Source organism: Streptomyces flavotricini, assembly GCF_020639365.1.
GTDB lineage: Bacteria > Actinomycetota > Actinomycetes > Streptomycetales > Streptomycetaceae > Streptomyces > Streptomyces flavotricini.
Map to the genome: position 1 here is coordinate 6,576,375 of NZ_JAINUL010000001.1, position 16,126 is coordinate 6,592,500.

A 16,126-nucleotide genomic window follows, 5' to 3' on the forward strand; every position below is an offset into this window, starting at 1 on the left:
GTCGCCCGACGCTCACCCGTCTGCCGCAGCCACGTCCCGCAGCAGTTGGGTGAAGGCCGCCTCGTCGACCACCGGCGTACCGAAGGACTTCGCCTTGACCGTCTTGGAGGTGGCCGAGTCGGGGTCGTTCGTCACCAGCAGGCTCGTGAGCCGCGACACACTCGTCGCGACGTGCAGCCCCGCCTCGACCGCCCGGTCCTCCAGCAGCTCCCGGTCCACCGAGGTGTCACCCGAGAAGGCGATCCGCATGCCCTGCTTCAGCGGTTTGCCGTCCTCGAAGCGCCCCGGGTTCGGGTGCGGGCACGGGGGCCGCTTGCGCGACGGCCGCCAGCTGTTGCTCCCGTACGACGCCTGCGGGCCGATCCGCGGGGTGACGGGGGAGTCCGACCACTCCGTCAGCGGCCGGCACTCCAGCAGGGGCAGCCGTACGCCGTCCCGCGCGGCGGCGTGCAGCGACGGACGGAACGCCTCCGCGAGCACGCGGGCGTCGTCGAGGGCGTGGTGGGCGCGCTGCTGGACCACGCCGAAGTGCGCGGCGAGGGACTCCAGCTTGTGGTTGGGCAGCGGGAGGTTCAGCTCCTTCGACAGGGCGATGGTGCACAGCCGCTGACGGACCGGTGCGGTCTCGGCGGCCCGCGCGTACTCCCGGGCGATCATCTGCCAGTCGAACATGGCGTTGTGCGCGACGAGCACCCGGTCCGCGAGCCGGCCCGCGAACTCCTCGGCGATGTCCTTGAACAGCGGCGCGTCCTGGAGCATGTCGCTGGTGAGCCCGTGGATCCAGACCGGGCCCGGGTCCCGCTGCGGGTTGACCAGGGTGTACCAGTGGTCCTCGACATTGCCCTGCGCGTCGAGCCGGTAGACGGCGGCGGAGATTATCCGGTCGTCGCGAGCGAGCCCGGTCGTCTCCACGTCGACGACCGCGTACCCCTGCGGGTACGCGGTCGGCCACGTCGTCTCTGCGGTCGTACGGTCGTCGAGCATGGTCACAGAGGATATCGGCACACACTGACACCCCGCGCCCTGCGGACCCTCACGCCAGGGCCGCCACGAGGTCGCCCGCCGCGAGCTGTTCGAGCCCGCAGCCGTCAACGGGCCCCGGCAGCAGCCGGTATGCGGACCCGCTGGCCCCGGCCGGCGCCACATCGCCCTCGACCAGTGCGAGGAACACCGACTTCCCCGAGGCCGCGGCCCCCGCCAGGGCGTCGACGTCCTGCGCCGGCCGCCGGCCGTCCGGATCGCGCAGCCCGACCAGCCGGGAGGCGAAGGCGACGGTGTCCTCGTCCGCGCCCCGCCGGTACGTCCAGAGCTCGTCCGGGTCGCTCGGCCGCGGGGTGCGCCGCAGGACGAGCACCTCGGGGCAGCGCGCGGCCGCGTGCCAGGCCGCCAGCTCCCACAGGGTGGTGCGGCCCGTCGAGAAGTACGTGAACAGGTCGCGGCCGATGCGGGCCAGGTCCTCCTGGTGCGCCCACACACTGTGGTAGCCCTCGTCGTCCGGCAGGTGCACGTCCGTCCACAGGAACCCGCGCCGTTCCAGGTCGACCAGGAGCGGAACGTGGATCCGGGAGTTCCCCACCAGGTCGTAGCGCTGGCGTACGGTCCGCGGATCGTAGCGGGAGGTGCGCCCGGAGCGGTGGGGCAGGGCCATGAACCCGGCGAAGGCGTCGGGCAGCAGCTCGAAGGGGATGTTGTTGTAGCTGAAGACCACGGGCATGGCGAAGCGCACCCCGGTGTCGGCGAGCCGGTCCAGGTCGATGTCCACGTACTCGCTCGCGCCGCGGGGCGCGGGGGCGGAGGTGAGGTCCCCGGAGTGGACGACGGCTCCCTCGCGAAACACCAGGTTCGTGAAGTCGCACAGGCCCGCGTAGTTCCAGTCGGCGTCGAACAGGACCACGGACAGGTCCAGGTCCACCCGCTTCTTCGGCGGTTCCATCCAGTGCAGGAACATCCGCAGCACGTCGCCGCCGGGCAGTGCCTGGAAACTTCCCTTGGGCACCGTGACCAGCGCCTTGGCCGCCGCCCGCTCGGCGGAGGGCACATGGAGGTGGGCGAGCCGGGAGTCGAGCACCGCCGCCTCGTACGGGTCCGCCGCGGCCAGCCGGCGCAGCAGCTCGCGCTCGAACAGCTCGCACACCGAGCGGGTCACCGCCTCGGCCAGCGGCGCCCGGTCCTCGTCGCGGGTGTACGAGTGCGCGACCCGGCCGCGCGGGAAGAACACCCGCCGGGTGCCGGGCAGGTGGCGGACCCGCAGCCGCCCGAGCGCGCAGAGCACGGGCCCGGGACCCGCCTTCGGCAGCCGATCGGCCAGCACCCGCGCCACCCGTTCGGGCAGCGCCTCGGCCGCGTACAGCCGCAGCAGGTGGTCGAGCCGCCGTACGAGTTCGCCGGGCCGCTCGGCGAGCACCGCCAGGGCCGCGTCCGGGTCGCCGGACCGCAGGGCCTCCTCGGCGCGCCCGGTCCAGGTGGCCGGGCGCAGGCGCGCGCCGTCGACCCGTACGGCCTGCGGGTGCGCGGCGGCGGTCGCCCGCAGAGCGGCGCCGAGCCCGGGCCCGGAGGTGTCGGTCCCCCGCAGGACGGCGAAGGCGAGCGTGGCGCGCGGGTGGCGCTCGTACCGCTCGAAGGGGTGCAGGATCTCCGCGGCGCGCTTCCAGGGGTCGGGGTGGCGCAGGACGTCCTCGACGAGCAGACCCGGATCGAGGGCGTCCAGTACGGCGAGCAGCTCGCGCCGCAGCGCGCGCGGCAGGGAGCGCAGCCGCGGCGGCGCCAGCAGGTCCGCCTCGCCTCCGGACCAGACGGCGAGCAGCCGCAGGACGTCGGTGGCGGTGGTGAGCCGCTCGGGGAGCAGGGCCCGTACTCCCTCCCGGGTGCGGCGCTCACGCAGCAGGGTGCCGAGGACCAGGGCCTTGGTCTCGCGTACGGGGATGGTGTCGGGCAGCCAGTCGAGCGCGGGCGGGGCGTGCGCGAGGAGGACCCGGGCCTCCTCGGTGTCCTGGGCCGAGAGCGGGGTGCGGCGGGCGAGCAGCTTGCCGAGCGCGGTGACGGCGTCGGCGGCGCGGTCGGAGCCGAAGGTCAGCAGCCGCAGCGGGCCGCCCCCCGGGGGAGCGGCGTCGTGCCGCGGCGACGGCCGCAGGAACGGGTCGGCGGGGTCGATCCGGCGGTGGCAGATCGGGCAGCCCGCGTAGTCGGCCCCGTCCCAGCAGGTGCGGCAGACGAGGTGGGCGCAGGGTGCGACGGGGCGGACGGCGCCGACCGTCGCGCACAGGACGCACGGCTGCTCCGGCCACTGCAGGAGCAGCGTGAGCACGCGGCGGGTCCACAGGGCGTGGGTGTCGTCCGGTACCGAGGCGGGGAACGAGCGGAAGAGCGGCATGTGGGTGCGGTCGGCGCCCAGCAGGATGTCGATGTCCTTGACCAACTGGGTTCCCGCGGCGGCGAGTCCGGCGGGCCCGAGCCAGGCGAGCGCCGAACGCAGGGGGCCCGTGAGGGCGTGGCCGCGGTCGAGGAGTTCGGCCTCCAGGGCCGTCAGGCCCTCGGCGGTCGACGGATCGCCCGGGCGGGGCCCGGCCTGGTCGACGTAAACGGTGTGCAGACGGCGCAACAGGACGGTCGACAGCTCGGGCAAAAGGGGGATTCCTCCGGAACCGGAAAGGGTGTGGGGCGGAGGCGGAGAGGGGACGCGCTACGGGTGTCGTCAGAAGGATGAGAAGGAAGCACGTCGCGGAGCCGCCCCCGCGCAGCCGATACAACCACGGACACCCGGGGCCGCAAAGCGATTTATCGCGGGGGTGGAGGGGGCGCCGCCAGCAGCGAGCCGACCAGGGCGCGGACGGAGAGCAGGAACAACCTTTCCGGGTCTGCCGGTCGGGCGAGGGCGCGGGCGAGCTCGGGGTCGTCGGGAGCCGCGGAAGGGTCCCAGAGGTCGCTCTCGGCGGGGGACTGGGCGGGGGAGCGCTCCCGGTTGCGCTCCACCAGGAGGTACCCGACGATCTGGAACTGGACCGCGCGCACGGCGTCGGCGGCCCGCGCCCCGCGCAGCCCGGCCGCGTGCACCTCGTGGACCAGGGCCTGCTGGGCGGGCAGGAACATCCGCTCGGTGAGCCCGCGTTCGTGGACCATCGCGATCAGGTGCGGCCGCCCGCGCAGTTCGCGGCGCAGGGTCCGGGCCACGGACAGGATCCGCTCGACGGGGGTGCGGCCGGCCGGCCGTATCGCGCCCATCTCCTGGACGGTCCGCTCCACCAGGGCGTCGAGCAGCGATTCGCGGTTGCCGACGTGCCAGTAGATGGAGGTCACCGCCGTACCGAGCTCCGCAGCGAGTTTGCGCATGGTGAGGGCGGCCGGGCCGTGCTGCCTGACCAGGGAGGCGGCCGCCGCCAGTACTTCGTCACGGGTGAGCGTGGTTCTGGCCATGGCCGTCTCCCGCCAATCTGTCGGATCGTCAGTTCTGGCCCGTGCAGGGGTCTTTACCCTTCATCGGTAGCGGTGTAACTGTGTTACAGAACCGATCCGCTCAAGGACGAGGGATGGTGCGAGACATGGCACGCGTACGGTACGGAGCACGCACCGAGGCCGAGATCACGGCGTCGCGCGAGAAGAGCGCCAAGCTCCCCGACATCTGGTCCACCGGTGTGGTGGCGGTCTGGGAGAGCGACCCGGACGTGGTGGCGGCGGTCCTGCCGCCGCCGCTCAAGCCCGCCGAGCGGCCCCTCGTACGGGCCAACATCAGCAAGGTCGACCTGCCCGGCTACCCCCTGGGCGCCGGCTCGGTGGCCGTGGCCGCGCGGCACGGCGGGGTCGAGGGCTGGTACCCGCTGGTCATGCCGATGACCCACGAGCGGGCCCTGATCGGCGGCCGCGAGGTCTTCGGCGAGCCGAAGAAGCTGGGCGAGGTCGACGTCGAGCGCGACGGGCTCGTCGTACGGGCGGCCCTGGCCCGGCACGGGATCGCCTTCGTCGAGGTGCGCGGGGCGGTGGACCGCGAACTGCCACTGCCCGAGCCCGCCGCCAAGACCGACTTCTACTTCAAGTTCCTCCCGGCGGTGGACGGTTCGGGCTTCGACGCAGACCCGGTGCTCGTCCACGTCACCCGCAACGAGAAGGTCCGCAAGCTGGAGCACATCACCGGTGACGTGGTCCTGCGCGAGTCGATGTTCGACCCCGTCGCCGACCTCCCCGTACGCCGGATCGTGGAGATCACCATCGGCGAGAAGACCACCGACCAGAAGGGCCGCGTCGTCGAGCGCGTCAGCGCCCGGGCCCTCCTCCCCTACATCCACCAGCGATACGACGACCCGATGCAGATCCTCGACGCGCCCCCGGAGGGATCGTCAGGGGGGAGGGTGTGACATGCGGCTCGAACCCGGACAGGTGGCCGTCGTCACCGGCGCGGCCGGCGGCATCGGGCTCGCGATGGCCCGCCGTTTCGCGGCCGAGGGGCTGAACGTCGTCCTCGCCGACGTGGAGGAGGGGGCCCTGCGCAAGGCCGCCGGCGAGCTGACCGCCGACGGCGCCCGGGTGCTGGCCCGGCTCGTCGACGTCAGCGACCGCGACTCCGTCGTCGCGCTCGCCGACGCCGCGTACGAGACCTTCGGCGCCGTGCACGTGCTCTGCAACAACGCGGGCGTCGGCTCCGGCGCCGAGGGCCGGATGTGGGAGCACGAGCCCAACGACTGGAAATGGGCCTTCTCCGTCAACGTCTGGGGCGTCTTCCACGGCATCCAGGCCTTCGTCCCTCGCATGATCGCGGGCGGCGGCCCCGGCCACGTCGTCAACACCTCCTCCGGCGACGGCGGCATCGCCCCGCTGCCCACCGCCTCCGTCTACGCCGTGACCAAGGCGGCCGTGGTCACCATGACCGAATCGCTGTACGCCCACCTCAAGGCGGAACGCGCGCCCGTCGGAGCCTCCGTCCTCTTCCCCGGACCGCACATGCTGCGCACCGGGCTGTGGGAGTCACACCGCAACCGGCCGGAGCGGTACGCGAAGCAGCGGCCGCGCAAGACCCCGTACCGCAGTCTCGACCAGTACGAGGCCGCCATGAAGCAGGCCGGCCACGAGGTGGAGTTCACCCCGGTCGAGGAGGTCGCCGAGCACGTCGTCGACGGCATCCGCGCCGGCCGCTTCTGGATGCTCCCGGCGAGCGAGCACAGCGACCGGCAGATCCGCGCCCGGTCGCAGTCGATGCTCGACCGCGCCGACCCCGCCTACCTGGAGAGCTTCATCCTCGACTGACTCGCCTGAGGAGCGACCGTTGACCGACAGCAGCGCGTACGAAGACCCGTACCTGATCATCTCCTCCGACTGTCACGCGGGACTGCCCACCGAGCAGTACCGTCCGTACCTCGACTCCCGCTTCCACCCGCAGTTCGACGAGTTCCTGGGCCAGCGCGACGCCCGCCGCGCCGAGGCCACGAAGCTGGGCGTCCGCAACGAGGCCTTCGCCGAGAAGTGGTTCCACGATCACGAGGAAGGCCTGCGGGGCGGCTGGGACACGGGGCAGCGCCTGAAGGAGCTCGACGGCGACGGGGTCGCCGCCGAGGTCGTCTTCCCCGACGCCGACGCCGTGGACAGCCAGACCGCCGCCCCCTTCGGGGTGGGCCTCGGGCTCTCCGGCGACCAGGACCCCGAGCTCGGCATGGCGGGCGCGCAGGCGCACAACCGCTGGCTGGCGGAGTTCGTCTCCGAGACCCCCGCGCGGCACTGCGGGGTCGCCCTGCTGCCCGTCACGGGCGAACCGTCGAAGGTCGTCGCCGAGGTGTACCGGGCCAAGGAGTCAGGGCTCGGCGCGCTGATGATCCCCGCGATGTGGGTGGACAAGGCGCCGTACCACGACCGCCGCTACGACCCGGTGTGGGCGGCCGCCGCCGAGACGCGGATGCCGATCGTCACCCACTCGGGGTCCTCGCCGCGCCACGAGTACGGCGACCACCTGGGCATCTTCGTCTCCGAGGTCACGTGGTGGCCGGCCCGCCCGCTGTGGTTCCTGCTCTGGTCCGGGGTCTTCGAGCGGCACCCGGGGCTGCGGTTCGGCGTCGCCGAGTCGGGCTGCTGGTGGCTGCCGAACCAGCTGTGGTTCATGGACCGGCTCTACCTCGGCGCGCACGGCGGCAAGAAGCTGTCCCCGTTCGAGGAGCTGAAGCGCCCGCCGAGCGAGTACCTGGACCGCCAGGTGTTCATCTGCGCGACGAACACCAAGCGGCGCGAGCTGGCCCAGCGGTACGAGATCGGCGTGGACAACATCCTGTGGGGCTCGGACTTCCCGCACCCCGAGGGGACCTGGCCGAACACCCGGAACTGGCTGAAGAACACCTTCCACGACATCCCGGTCGGCGAGACCCGCCGGATGCTGGGGCTGGCGGCGGCGGACGTCTTCGGCTTCGACACCGCGGAGCTGGTCCCCATCGCCCGGCGGATCGGCCCGACCCCGGCGGAGCTGGGCCAGCCGGCAGACCAGGCGTCGGTGGAGGCCTCGTGGGCCCGCTCGCGGGAGACGGGCCGCCACTGGCTGACGGGCGGGGACTTCCCGGTCCTGGGGGTGAACTGATGTCGGACCGGTACACGGTCATCTCGGCGGACTGCCACGCGGGCGCGGACCTGTTGGACTACAAGCCGTACCTGGAGAAGCGGTACCACGAGGAGTTCGACGCCTGGGCCGCGTCGTACGTGAACCCGTACGAGGACCTCCTCGCGGACACGGCGGACCGCAACTGGAACTCGGCGCGCAGGCTCGCCGAACTGGAGGCGGACGGCATCGTGGCGGAGGTGGTCTTCCCGAACACGATCCCGCCGTTCTTCCCCAAGGCCTCGCTGATGGCGCAGCCGCCCACGGCCGCGGAGTACACGATGCGCTGGGCGGGGCTCCAGGCGCACAACCGCTGGCTGGCGGACTTCTGCGCGGACGCGCCGGGGCGGCGGGCGGGCGTGGCGCAGATCCTGCTCAACGACGTGGACGCGGCGGTCAAGGAGATCCGCCGCACGCGCGAAGCCGGCCTGACGGGAGGCATCCTGCTGCCCGGCGTCCCGCCCGGCTCGTCGGTCCCCGAGCTGTACTCGGCCGCGTACGACCCGATCTGGGCGGTGTGCGACGAGCTGGACGTCCCGGTCAACCACCACGGCGGCTCCGCGTCGCCGCCGCTCGGCGACGAGCCGGCCGCGCGGGCGGTCTTCATGGTGGAGACGACCTGGTTCTCGCACCGGGCCCTGTGGCACCTCATCTTCGGCGGGGCGTTCCGCCGCCACCCCGGCCTGAAGCTGGTCCTGACGGAGCAGGGCTCGGGCTGGATCCCGGGGGTGGTGGAGATGCTGGACTACTACCACGGCCGTCTGGTCGCGGCGTCGGCCACGGCCGAGTCGAAATTCGGGGCGGGCCTGGCGGAGGCGATGGGCAAGGGCCCGAGCGAGGTCTGGCGGGACAACTGCTTCGTGGGGGCCAGCTTCATGCGCCCCCACGAGGTCCCGCTGCGGGAACGGATCGGCCTCGACAAGATCATGTGGGGCAGCGACTACCCCCACGACGAGGGCACCACCCCGTTCTCCCGCGAAGGCCTCCGCATCGCCTACGCGGGCCTCCCGAGGGACGAGGTGGCGGCGATGGCCGGCGGCAACGCGGCCCGCGTCTACGGCTTCGACCTGGCCGTGCTGGACCCGATCGCCGCCGAACACGGCCCCCTGGTCTCGGAAATGGCCGAGCCCCTGAAGGAGGTCCCCCCGGAAGCCACCAGCCCGGCCTTCGCCCGAGGCGGCTCGGTCCGCGTCTGGTAGCCCCGGGATCCCGGCCGCCGCCGGGGCGGCTCAGGTGCCGCTGAGCCTGAGCCGCCCCGGGCCGAACAGTTCGGACCCCACGATCCGGGCGCTGCCCCGAACAGCTTCTCCAGGTCGGGGTGGCTCCGGATCTCCCGGGGAACGGCGTGATCACCCTCCAGGCGGATACGGCTGAGATGCCGTAACGAACGCGTAGGCCGCCCCGTCCGAGTGGTCCGCCAGCCTGGTCACCGCCAGGGCCAGCTCGCCCGTCCGCCGGATCAGTTCCACGTCCGTTCGGGCCCCGAAGCCCGGCAGGGTCGTCAGGCCACCGGGCGGCGCCGGAGCGTGGTGGGGCGGGCCGGGTCGGGAGTCGGGCCCGCCCCGGGGGACCGGGTCGGCAGGGGCTTCACCAGTGCCCTCGCCGCCGTGCCCGGCACGCGTGAGAGAACCGTCTCGAAACCCGTCGTCCCCCACCCTTCCCCCGGCCCGGAGATCATCGCGTGAACCGCCGGTAACCCCGATGGATACCGATCGGTAACAACCCCTAGCGGTGCCTCCGAACCCGCTCTATGGTGCGGGCATGCCGAACCTGCCCGATGTCGTGCTGTGGTCCATACCTGCCTTCGTGCTGCTCACCGTCATCGAGGTGGTGAGCTACCGGCTCCATCCCGACGAGGACGCCGCCGGCTACGACACCAAGGACGCGGCGACGAGCGTCGCCATGGGCCTCGGCAGCATCGGCTTCGACCTGCTCTGGAAGCTCCCGGTCGTCGCGGTCTTCACGGCGGTCTACGAACTGACCCCGCTGCGCGTGCCGTTCCTGTGGTGGACCGTCCTGCTGATGCTGCTGGTCCAGGACTTCCTCTACTACTGGCAGCACCGGCTCCACCACGTCATCCGCATCCTGTGGGCCTGCCACGTCGTCCACCACAGCAGCCGGAACTTCAACCTCACCACCGCCCTGCGCCAGCCCTGGACCAGCGCCACCACCTGGTGGTTCTACCTGCCGATGGTCGCCGTCGGCGTGCACCCGGCCGCGATCCCGTTCTGCTACGGGATCAACCTCCTCTACCAGTTCTGGGTCCACACCGAGCGCATCGGGAAGCTCCCGCGACCCTACGAGTACGTCTTCAACACCCCCTCCCACCACCGCGTCCACCACGCCTCCCAGGGCGGTTACCTGGACCGCAACTTCGGCGGGATCCTGATCGTCTGGGACCGGATGTTCGGCTCCTGGGTGGGCGAGACCGACAAGCCCGTCTACGGGCTCACCAAGAACATCAACACCTACAACCCCCTGCGCGTCGCCACCCACGAGTACGCCGCCATCGCCCGCGACGTCCGCGCCGCCGGCAGCTGGCGCGAGCGCGCCGGACGCGTCTTTGGCGGCCCCGGCTGGCAGCCCGCCGCCCCGGCCGCCGCCGACGCGGCCCCGGCCGCCGAGTCCGCCGCGGCCCCGGCCGCCGAGTCCACGGCCCCGGCCTCCGCCGAGTCCGCCGCCCCCGCGAAGGCCTCGGAGCACGCCGCGTGAGCGACACCGACTCCCGTACGCCCTCCTGGGCGCGCCCCGCGCCCGCGCGGGCGCGGGGCGCCGGTCGCGTCCTGCTCGGCGCCTTCGCCGTCGCCACCGCCGTCGACCTCGGCTCGCTGCTGGCCGGCTGGCACCTCGGGCACGTCCTCGCCAAGCCGCTGCTGATGCCGCTGCTCGTCGCGTACGTGATCACGCGCAAGGCTCCCCGCCCGCTGATCGCGGCCCTGCTCTTCGGGTGGGGCGGGGACCTGGCCCTGCTCTTCGACGCCGACCCCGCCTTCCTCGTCGGCATGGGCTCCTTCGCCGCCGGGCACGTCTGCTACCTCGTGCTCTTCGGCCGCGGGAAGACGCATCCCGCGCTCGGGGGCGCGTACGCCCTCGCGCTCGTCGGGACCGTCGCCCTGCTCTGGTCGGACCTGCCGGCCGATCTGCGGATCCCGGTCGCCGGGTACAGCCTGCTGCTCACCGCCATGGCCTACCGCTCCAGCGCCCTCGGCCTGCGCGCCGGTCTCGGAGGGGCGCTGTTCCTGCTCTCCGACACCCTGATCGCCACCGGGGTCGCGGACTGGCCCCAGCCCCCGCGCCCCGACTTCTGGATCATGGCCACCTACGCCGCCGCGCAGTACCTGCTCGCCACCGGCGCGCTCTCCGCTCCCGCGCAGGCGTACGGTAGGACGGTCATACAAGACTGAACCAACTGATCCGGAGGGCTGCACACCCATGCGCGCCACCGTCATCCACGCCCCGCACGACATCCGCGTGGAGGAGGTGCCCGACGCTGCGATCCAGCGCCCCGAGGACGCCGTCGTCCGCGTCCTGCGTGCCTGCATCTGCGGCAGCGACCTGTGGGCCTACCGCGGCGAGGCCGAGCGCCAGCCCGGCCAGCGCATCGGCCACGAGTTCCTCGGCATCGTCGAGGAGACCGGCTCGGCCGTGTCCGGCCTGAAGGCCGGCGACCTCGTCGTCGCCCCCTTCATGTGGTCCGACGGCACCTGCGACTACTGCTCCGAGGGCCTGTACACCTCCTGCGTGCACGGCGGCTTCTGGGGCTCGGTCGGCTTCGACGGCGGCCAGGGCGAGGCCGTCCGCGTCCCGCACGCCGACGGCACCCTCGTCAAGCTGCCCGGCGCGGCCGTCTCCGACGACCGGCTGCTGACCGGACTGCTGGCCCTCTCCGACGTCATGGGCACCGGGCACCACGCCGCGCTCGGCGCCGGCGTCCGCAAGGGCTCCACCGTGGCCGTCGTCGGCGACGGCGCAGTCGGCCTGTGCGGGGTCCTCGCCGCCAAGCGCCTCGGCGCCGAGCGGATCATCGCTCTGGGCCGCCACACCGCCCGTACGGACATCGCCAAGCTCTTCGGGGCCACCGACATCGTCGCCGAGCGCGGGGAGGCCGCCGAGGCCGCCGTCCGTGAGCTCACCGGCGGCCAGGGTGCCCACGCGGTCATCGAGGCCGTCGGCACCGAGCAGTCCATGCGCACCGCCGTCAACATCACCCGCGACGGCGGGGCCATCGGCTACGTCGGCGTCCCGCACGGCAGCGGCACCGGCCTCGACCTCGGTGTGATGTTCGACCGCAACATCACCCTGCGCGGCGGCGTCGCGCCCGTGCGCGCGTACATCCCGGAGCTGCTGGAGGACGTGCTGAGCGGCGCGATCGACCCGGCGCCCGTCTTCGACCGGGCCGTGTCCCTGGACGAGGTCCCGGACGGCTACCGCGCGATGGACGACCGCAGCGCGCTGAAGGTGCTCATCAAGCCCTGACGGCCCGCGACGGGAGCAGGGGCCGGCCCGGGGAGTCCCCGGGCCGGCCCCTGCCGTTCAGGCCGCTGCTTCACGGCCTTCAGCTGCTTCACGGCCTTGGGCCGCGTCACGGCCTTCGGCCACTTCACGGGGCTTCGGCTACTTCACGGCCTTCAGCGCGTCCACCACGCCGTAGCCGTAGTACCCGGTCTGGCCCCACTTGCTCTGGCACGTCGTGGCGTCGACCAGCGCGCCCGTCGCGTCGTAGACCTTCTCCGGGCAGGCCGCCTTCGTGGCCTGGGCCTTGAGCATGGCCTGGAGCTGCGAGGGCGTGGCCTTCGGGTGCGCGCTCTTCAGCAGCGCCGCCACGCCCGCCACGTGCGGTCCGGCCATCGAGGTGCCCTGCTTGTAGCCGTAGCCGCCGCCCGGGACGGTCGACAGCACGCGGCCGTTGGCGTCCGGGGTGGCCGGGACCTGCCACTTGTCGCCGCCGGGGGCGGCGACGTCGACCACGCCCAGCCCGAAGCTGGAGTAGTACGCCTTGAAGCCCTTGTCGCCGGTGGCGCTCACCGTGACCACGCCCGGGAGCTGGGTGGGGATGTCCAGGCAGACGTGCGGGTCGATCGTGCGCGGGACCGGGGTGCCGTCGTCCGGGCTCGTGTCGTCGAGGATGGCGTTCGACGCCAGGTCGTGGTTCGAGTTGCCCGCCGAGGCCACGCTGAGCACGCCCTTGCGCTCGGCGTACTTGGTAGCCCGGCCGAGCGCCTCCACCAGCGCCTTCTGGTCGTCGTCCGCCTTGCAGTTGTAGAGCCAGGGGTCGACGTAGTAGCTGTTGTTGGTCACCTCGATCCCCTTCTCGGCGGCGAACATGAAGCCGCAGACGACCGCCTCGGTGAAGAACAGGCTGGTACCCGGCTCGCTCACCTTGATCGCGGCGACCTGCACGCCCGGCGCGACGCCCGCGACGCCGATGCCGTTGCGCGCGGCGGCGATGGTCCCGGCCACGTGCGTGCCGTGGTCGCTGCCGTCGGGGTACGGGCGCCACGCGCCGTCGGTGGTGTCCGCGACACCGCCGACACAGTTGGCCGACTGGCCCTTGGAGAAGTTCGGGGCGAGGTCCGGGTGGGTGTCGTCGACACCGGTGTCGATGACGCCCACGGTGACGTTCCGGCTGCCATCGTTGATCTTGTGCGCCTGATCGGCCCTGATCGCCCGCAGGTCCCACTGGTTGGGCTCCAGCGGCTCCTGACCGTCCGTGGCGGACGCCGCGGCCTTGGCGGCGTCCGCCGCGCTGAGCCTCTGCGTCGTGCCCTCCTCGGTGGTCGCCACCGTCTGGAGGGGGGCCGTCCGGGTGGCGCCGACCGACACGAACAGGCCGCGCTGCGCGCGCAGCTGCTTGGCGAAGTCCGGGTTCTGGGAGTGTGCGACGACGACCCCGATCTGCTCATAGGACGTCACCACCGTTCCACCGGCCCGCTCGACTGCCTTCTTCGCGGCCTTGACGGAGGCGTACGTGGTCAGGTTCGCGACGTACGAGAGCTTGGGGCCGGTGGTGTCGGGCTTCGCCGCGGCCGCCGTACCCGCCGTGTTGCCCAGCGGGGCGGCGGAGGCCGCGACCGAGGGCAGGAAGGCGAGCGAGGCCGTGAGCGCCAGGCCGACCGGAACGGCGATACGCCGGCGGCCGGGTCCCAGATGAGCCATGGGTTCTCCACATCATCCGTGAAAGAAGCCGTCCGCGCGGGTTCGCGCCGACGGCGGGTTCATGACAACCGAACCTAGTGCCGACGCTCGACTTTCCGCCATCAGTTCGACGAAATCCGATTCCGAAGAATCATCCGAAGAATCAACGGGTGTTGAACCGTCCCGACGCGCCGTACGTGCCGTTGACAAGGGGGGATCAGCGCCACCGTCCCCCCACACGGAGGTTGTTTTGTCCGTCGTCCCCACCGCACCCGCGTCACAAGGAGAGCCCCCCGTGACCACCGAAGCAGCGCCGCCGCACGGCAGCGCGGGAACGCCCGCGGCGAGCCCCACGGCCGAAGAGTTCTCGGCCGTCCAGCAGAGCGCCGAATTCGCCGAACTGCGCAGTTCCTACCGGTCCTTCGCCTTCCCGCTCACCGTGGCCTTCATCGCCTGGTACCTGCTCTACGTCCTGCTGTCCAACTACGCCGGCGGCTTCATGGGGACCAAGCTCTTCGGCAACATCAACGTCGCCCTCGTCTTCGGCCTCGCCCAGTTCGCGACGACGTTCCTCATCGCCTGGCTGTACTCCCGGCACGCCGCCGCGAACCTCGACCCCAAGGCCGCGGCGATCAAGGCGCGGATGGAGGCAGGCGAATGAGCCACACCCTCCGCCTCGACCTCGCGACGACCACCGCCGCCGGAGCCGGCGAGCACCGGCCGCTGATCATGACCCTGTTCGGGCTGTTCGTCGTCGCCACCCTCGTCATCACGATCTGGGCCGGCCGTCAGACCAAGGACGCCGCGGACTTCTACGCGGGCGGCCGCCAGTTCACCGGGTTCCAGAACGGCCTGGCCATCTCCGGCGACTACATGTCCGCCGCGTCCTTCCTCGGCATCGCCGGCGTCATCGCCCTCAAGGGCTACGACGGCTTCCTGTACTCCATCGGCTTCCTCGTCGCCTGGCTGGTGGCCCTGCTGCTGGTCGCCGAGCCGCTGCGCAACTCGGGCCGCTACACCATGGGCGACGTCCTCGCCTTCCGGATGCGCCAGCGGCCCGTCCGTACCGCCGCCGGCACCTCCACCATCGTGGTCTCGATCTTCTACCTGCTGGCCCAGATGGCCGGCGCCGGCGTGCTGGTCTCCCTGCTCCTCGGGATCACCAGCGACGGCGGCCAGGTCGCGATCGTCGCGCTGGTCGGCGTACTGATGATCCTCTACGTCACCATCGGCGGCATGAAGGGCACCACCTGGGTCCAGATGGTCAAGGCCGTCCTCCTGATCGCGGGCGCGCTGCTCATCACCTTCCTGGTGATGTGGAAGTTCAACTTCAACGTCTCCGACCTGCTGGGCAAGGCCGCCGAGAACAGCGGCAAGGGCTCGTCCTTCCTGGAGCCCGGACTCAAGTACGGCATCACCGGGACCTCGAAGCTGGACTTCATCTCCCTGGGCCTCGCCCTGGTCCTCGGCACCGCCGGCCTGCCGCACATCCTGATCCGCTTCTACACCGTGCCCACCGCCAAGGCCGCCCGTAAGTCGGTGAACTGGGCCATCGGCATCATCGGCGTCTTCTACCTGATGACGATCGCCCTCGGCTTCGGCGCCGCCGCCCTGCTCAGCCCCAAGGAGATCACCGACTCCAACCCGTCCGGCAACACCGCCGCCCCGCTCCTCGCCCAGGCCGTCGGCGGCGGCGCCGACTCCACCGGCGGCGCGATCCTGCTCGCAGTGATCTCCGCGGTGGCCTTCGCGACGATCCTCGCCGTGGTCGCGGGTCTCACCCTCGCCTCCTCGTCCTCCTTCGCGCACGACATCTACGTCAACGTGATCCGCAAGGGCGAGGCCACCGAGAAGGAAGAGGTACGGGCGGCCCGCTGGTCCACCGTCGTCATCGGCGCCGTCGCCATCGTCCTCGGAGCACTCGCCCGGGACATCAACATCGCCGGCCTGGTCGCCCTCGCCTTCGCCGTCGCGGCGTCGGCGAACCTGCCGACCATCCTCTACAGCCTCTTCTGGAAGCGCTTCACCACCCGGGGCGCGCTCTGGTCGATCTACGGCGGTCTGATCTCGTCGGTGGTCCTGGTGCTGTTCTCGCCGGTCGTCTCCGGCAACGACAAGACCTCGATGTTCAAGGGGGTCGACTTCCACTGGTTCCCGCTGGAGAACCCCGGCATCGTCTCGATCCCGCTCGGCTTCCTGCTCGGCTGGCTGGGCACCGTCCTGTCGAAGGAGAAGGCGGACCCCCAGAAGTTCGCGGAACTCGAGGTCCGCTCCCTCACGGGGACGGGCGCGCACTGACACCGTGCTCATCGTGAGATGGGCCGAGCACGCAACGTGGCCGCGTCGTACTTCTCTACGACGCGGCCACGCCGCGTCTCGTTCATTCGGGCATCCCTACGCGCCACGGTCGTCGCGTAGGCTCGAATACGG

The 16,126-nt window shown here is 72.1% G+C and carries 13 protein-coding genes; 9 read left to right on the forward strand and 4 right to left on the reverse strand.

Going from position 1 to position 16,126, the window contains the following annotated elements; all coding sequences use genetic code 11:
• Positions 1-12: 12 nt before the first annotated feature.
• The 3 genes from K7B10_RS30015 to K7B10_RS30025 all read right to left on the reverse strand — a co-directional run bounded on the left by K7B10_RS30015 (position 13) and on the right by K7B10_RS30025 (position 4,410).
• Positions 13-990, reverse strand: a complete 978-nt coding sequence (locus K7B10_RS30015; protein ID WP_229345512.1) for a DEDDh family exonuclease — start codon at positions 988-990, stop codon at positions 13-15.
• 43 nt (positions 991-1,033) lie between these two features.
• On the reverse strand, positions 1,034-3,622 hold the full coding sequence (locus K7B10_RS30020; RefSeq protein WP_229340820.1) for an MXAN_6230/SCO0854 family RING domain-containing protein: 2,589 nt from the start codon (positions 3,620-3,622) through the stop codon (positions 1,034-1,036).
• Positions 3,623-3,774: 152 nt separating this feature from the next.
• Positions 3,775-4,410: a TetR/AcrR family transcriptional regulator gene (locus K7B10_RS30025; protein WP_229340822.1), complete on the reverse strand. Its 636-nt coding sequence runs from the start codon at positions 4,408-4,410 to the stop codon at positions 3,775-3,777.
• Between the two features lie 125 nt (positions 4,411-4,535).
• On the opposite strand from K7B10_RS30025, the gene K7B10_RS30030 reads away from it, so the two are divergent.
• The 7 genes from K7B10_RS30030 (at position 4,536) to K7B10_RS30060 (ending at position 12,037) form a co-directional block, all read left to right on the forward strand.
• Positions 4,536-5,345 carry an acetoacetate decarboxylase family protein gene (locus K7B10_RS30030; protein ID WP_229340824.1) on the forward strand — a complete coding sequence of 270 codons (810 nt, stop codon included), beginning with the start codon at positions 4,536-4,538 and terminating at the stop codon, positions 5,343-5,345.
• A 1-nt stretch (position 5,346) separates the two neighbouring features.
• Complete coding sequence (locus K7B10_RS30035; RefSeq protein ID WP_229340825.1) at positions 5,347-6,231, forward strand: SDR family NAD(P)-dependent oxidoreductase; 885 nt, start codon at positions 5,347-5,349, stop codon at positions 6,229-6,231.
• A 19-nt stretch (positions 6,232-6,250) separates the two neighbouring features.
• Positions 6,251-7,543, forward strand: coding sequence for an amidohydrolase family protein (locus tag K7B10_RS30040; RefSeq protein WP_229340827.1), 1,293 nt, complete (start codon positions 6,251-6,253; stop codon positions 7,541-7,543).
• Positions 7,543-8,760, forward strand: a complete 1,218-nt coding sequence (locus K7B10_RS30045) for an amidohydrolase family protein (RefSeq protein ID WP_229340829.1) — start codon at positions 7,543-7,545, stop codon at positions 8,758-8,760. Before K7B10_RS30040 ends, K7B10_RS30045 begins: the two co-directional genes overlap by 1 nt.
• 562 nt (positions 8,761-9,322) lie before the next feature.
• Positions 9,323-10,273 (forward strand): sterol desaturase family protein, encoded by a 951-nt coding sequence (locus K7B10_RS30050; RefSeq protein ID WP_229340831.1) that lies wholly within the window; start codon positions 9,323-9,325, stop codon positions 10,271-10,273.
• Positions 10,270-10,965, forward strand: a complete 696-nt coding sequence (locus K7B10_RS30055; protein WP_229340833.1) for a lysoplasmalogenase — start codon at positions 10,270-10,272, stop codon at positions 10,963-10,965. Before K7B10_RS30050 ends, K7B10_RS30055 begins: the two co-directional genes overlap by 4 nt.
• Before the next feature lie 28 nt (positions 10,966-10,993).
• A complete protein-coding gene (locus K7B10_RS30060; RefSeq protein WP_229340835.1) occupies positions 10,994-12,037 on the forward strand; it encodes a zinc-dependent alcohol dehydrogenase family protein in 1,044 nt (347 codons plus the stop codon).
• A gap of 138 nt (positions 12,038-12,175) precedes the next feature.
• On the opposite strand, the gene K7B10_RS30065 is transcribed toward K7B10_RS30060, so the two are convergent.
• The gene (locus K7B10_RS30065; RefSeq protein ID WP_229340836.1) at positions 12,176-13,717 is read right to left on the reverse strand and encodes a S8 family peptidase; all 1,542 of its coding nucleotides are present in this window, start codon (positions 13,715-13,717) and stop codon (positions 12,176-12,178) included.
• 274 nt (positions 13,718-13,991) lie between these two features.
• On the opposite strand from K7B10_RS30065, the gene K7B10_RS30070 reads away from it, so the two are divergent.
• Together K7B10_RS30070 and K7B10_RS30075 are read left to right on the forward strand one after the other, a co-directional pair.
• The gene (locus K7B10_RS30070; protein ID WP_030859109.1) at positions 13,992-14,357 is read left to right on the forward strand and encodes a DUF485 domain-containing protein; all 366 of its coding nucleotides are present in this window, start codon (positions 13,992-13,994) and stop codon (positions 14,355-14,357) included.
• Positions 14,354-15,994, forward strand: a complete 1,641-nt coding sequence (locus tag K7B10_RS30075; protein WP_229340838.1) for a monocarboxylic acid transporter — start codon at positions 14,354-14,356, stop codon at positions 15,992-15,994. Before K7B10_RS30070 ends, K7B10_RS30075 begins: the two co-directional genes overlap by 4 nt.
• Positions 15,995-16,126: the final 132 nt, after the last annotated feature.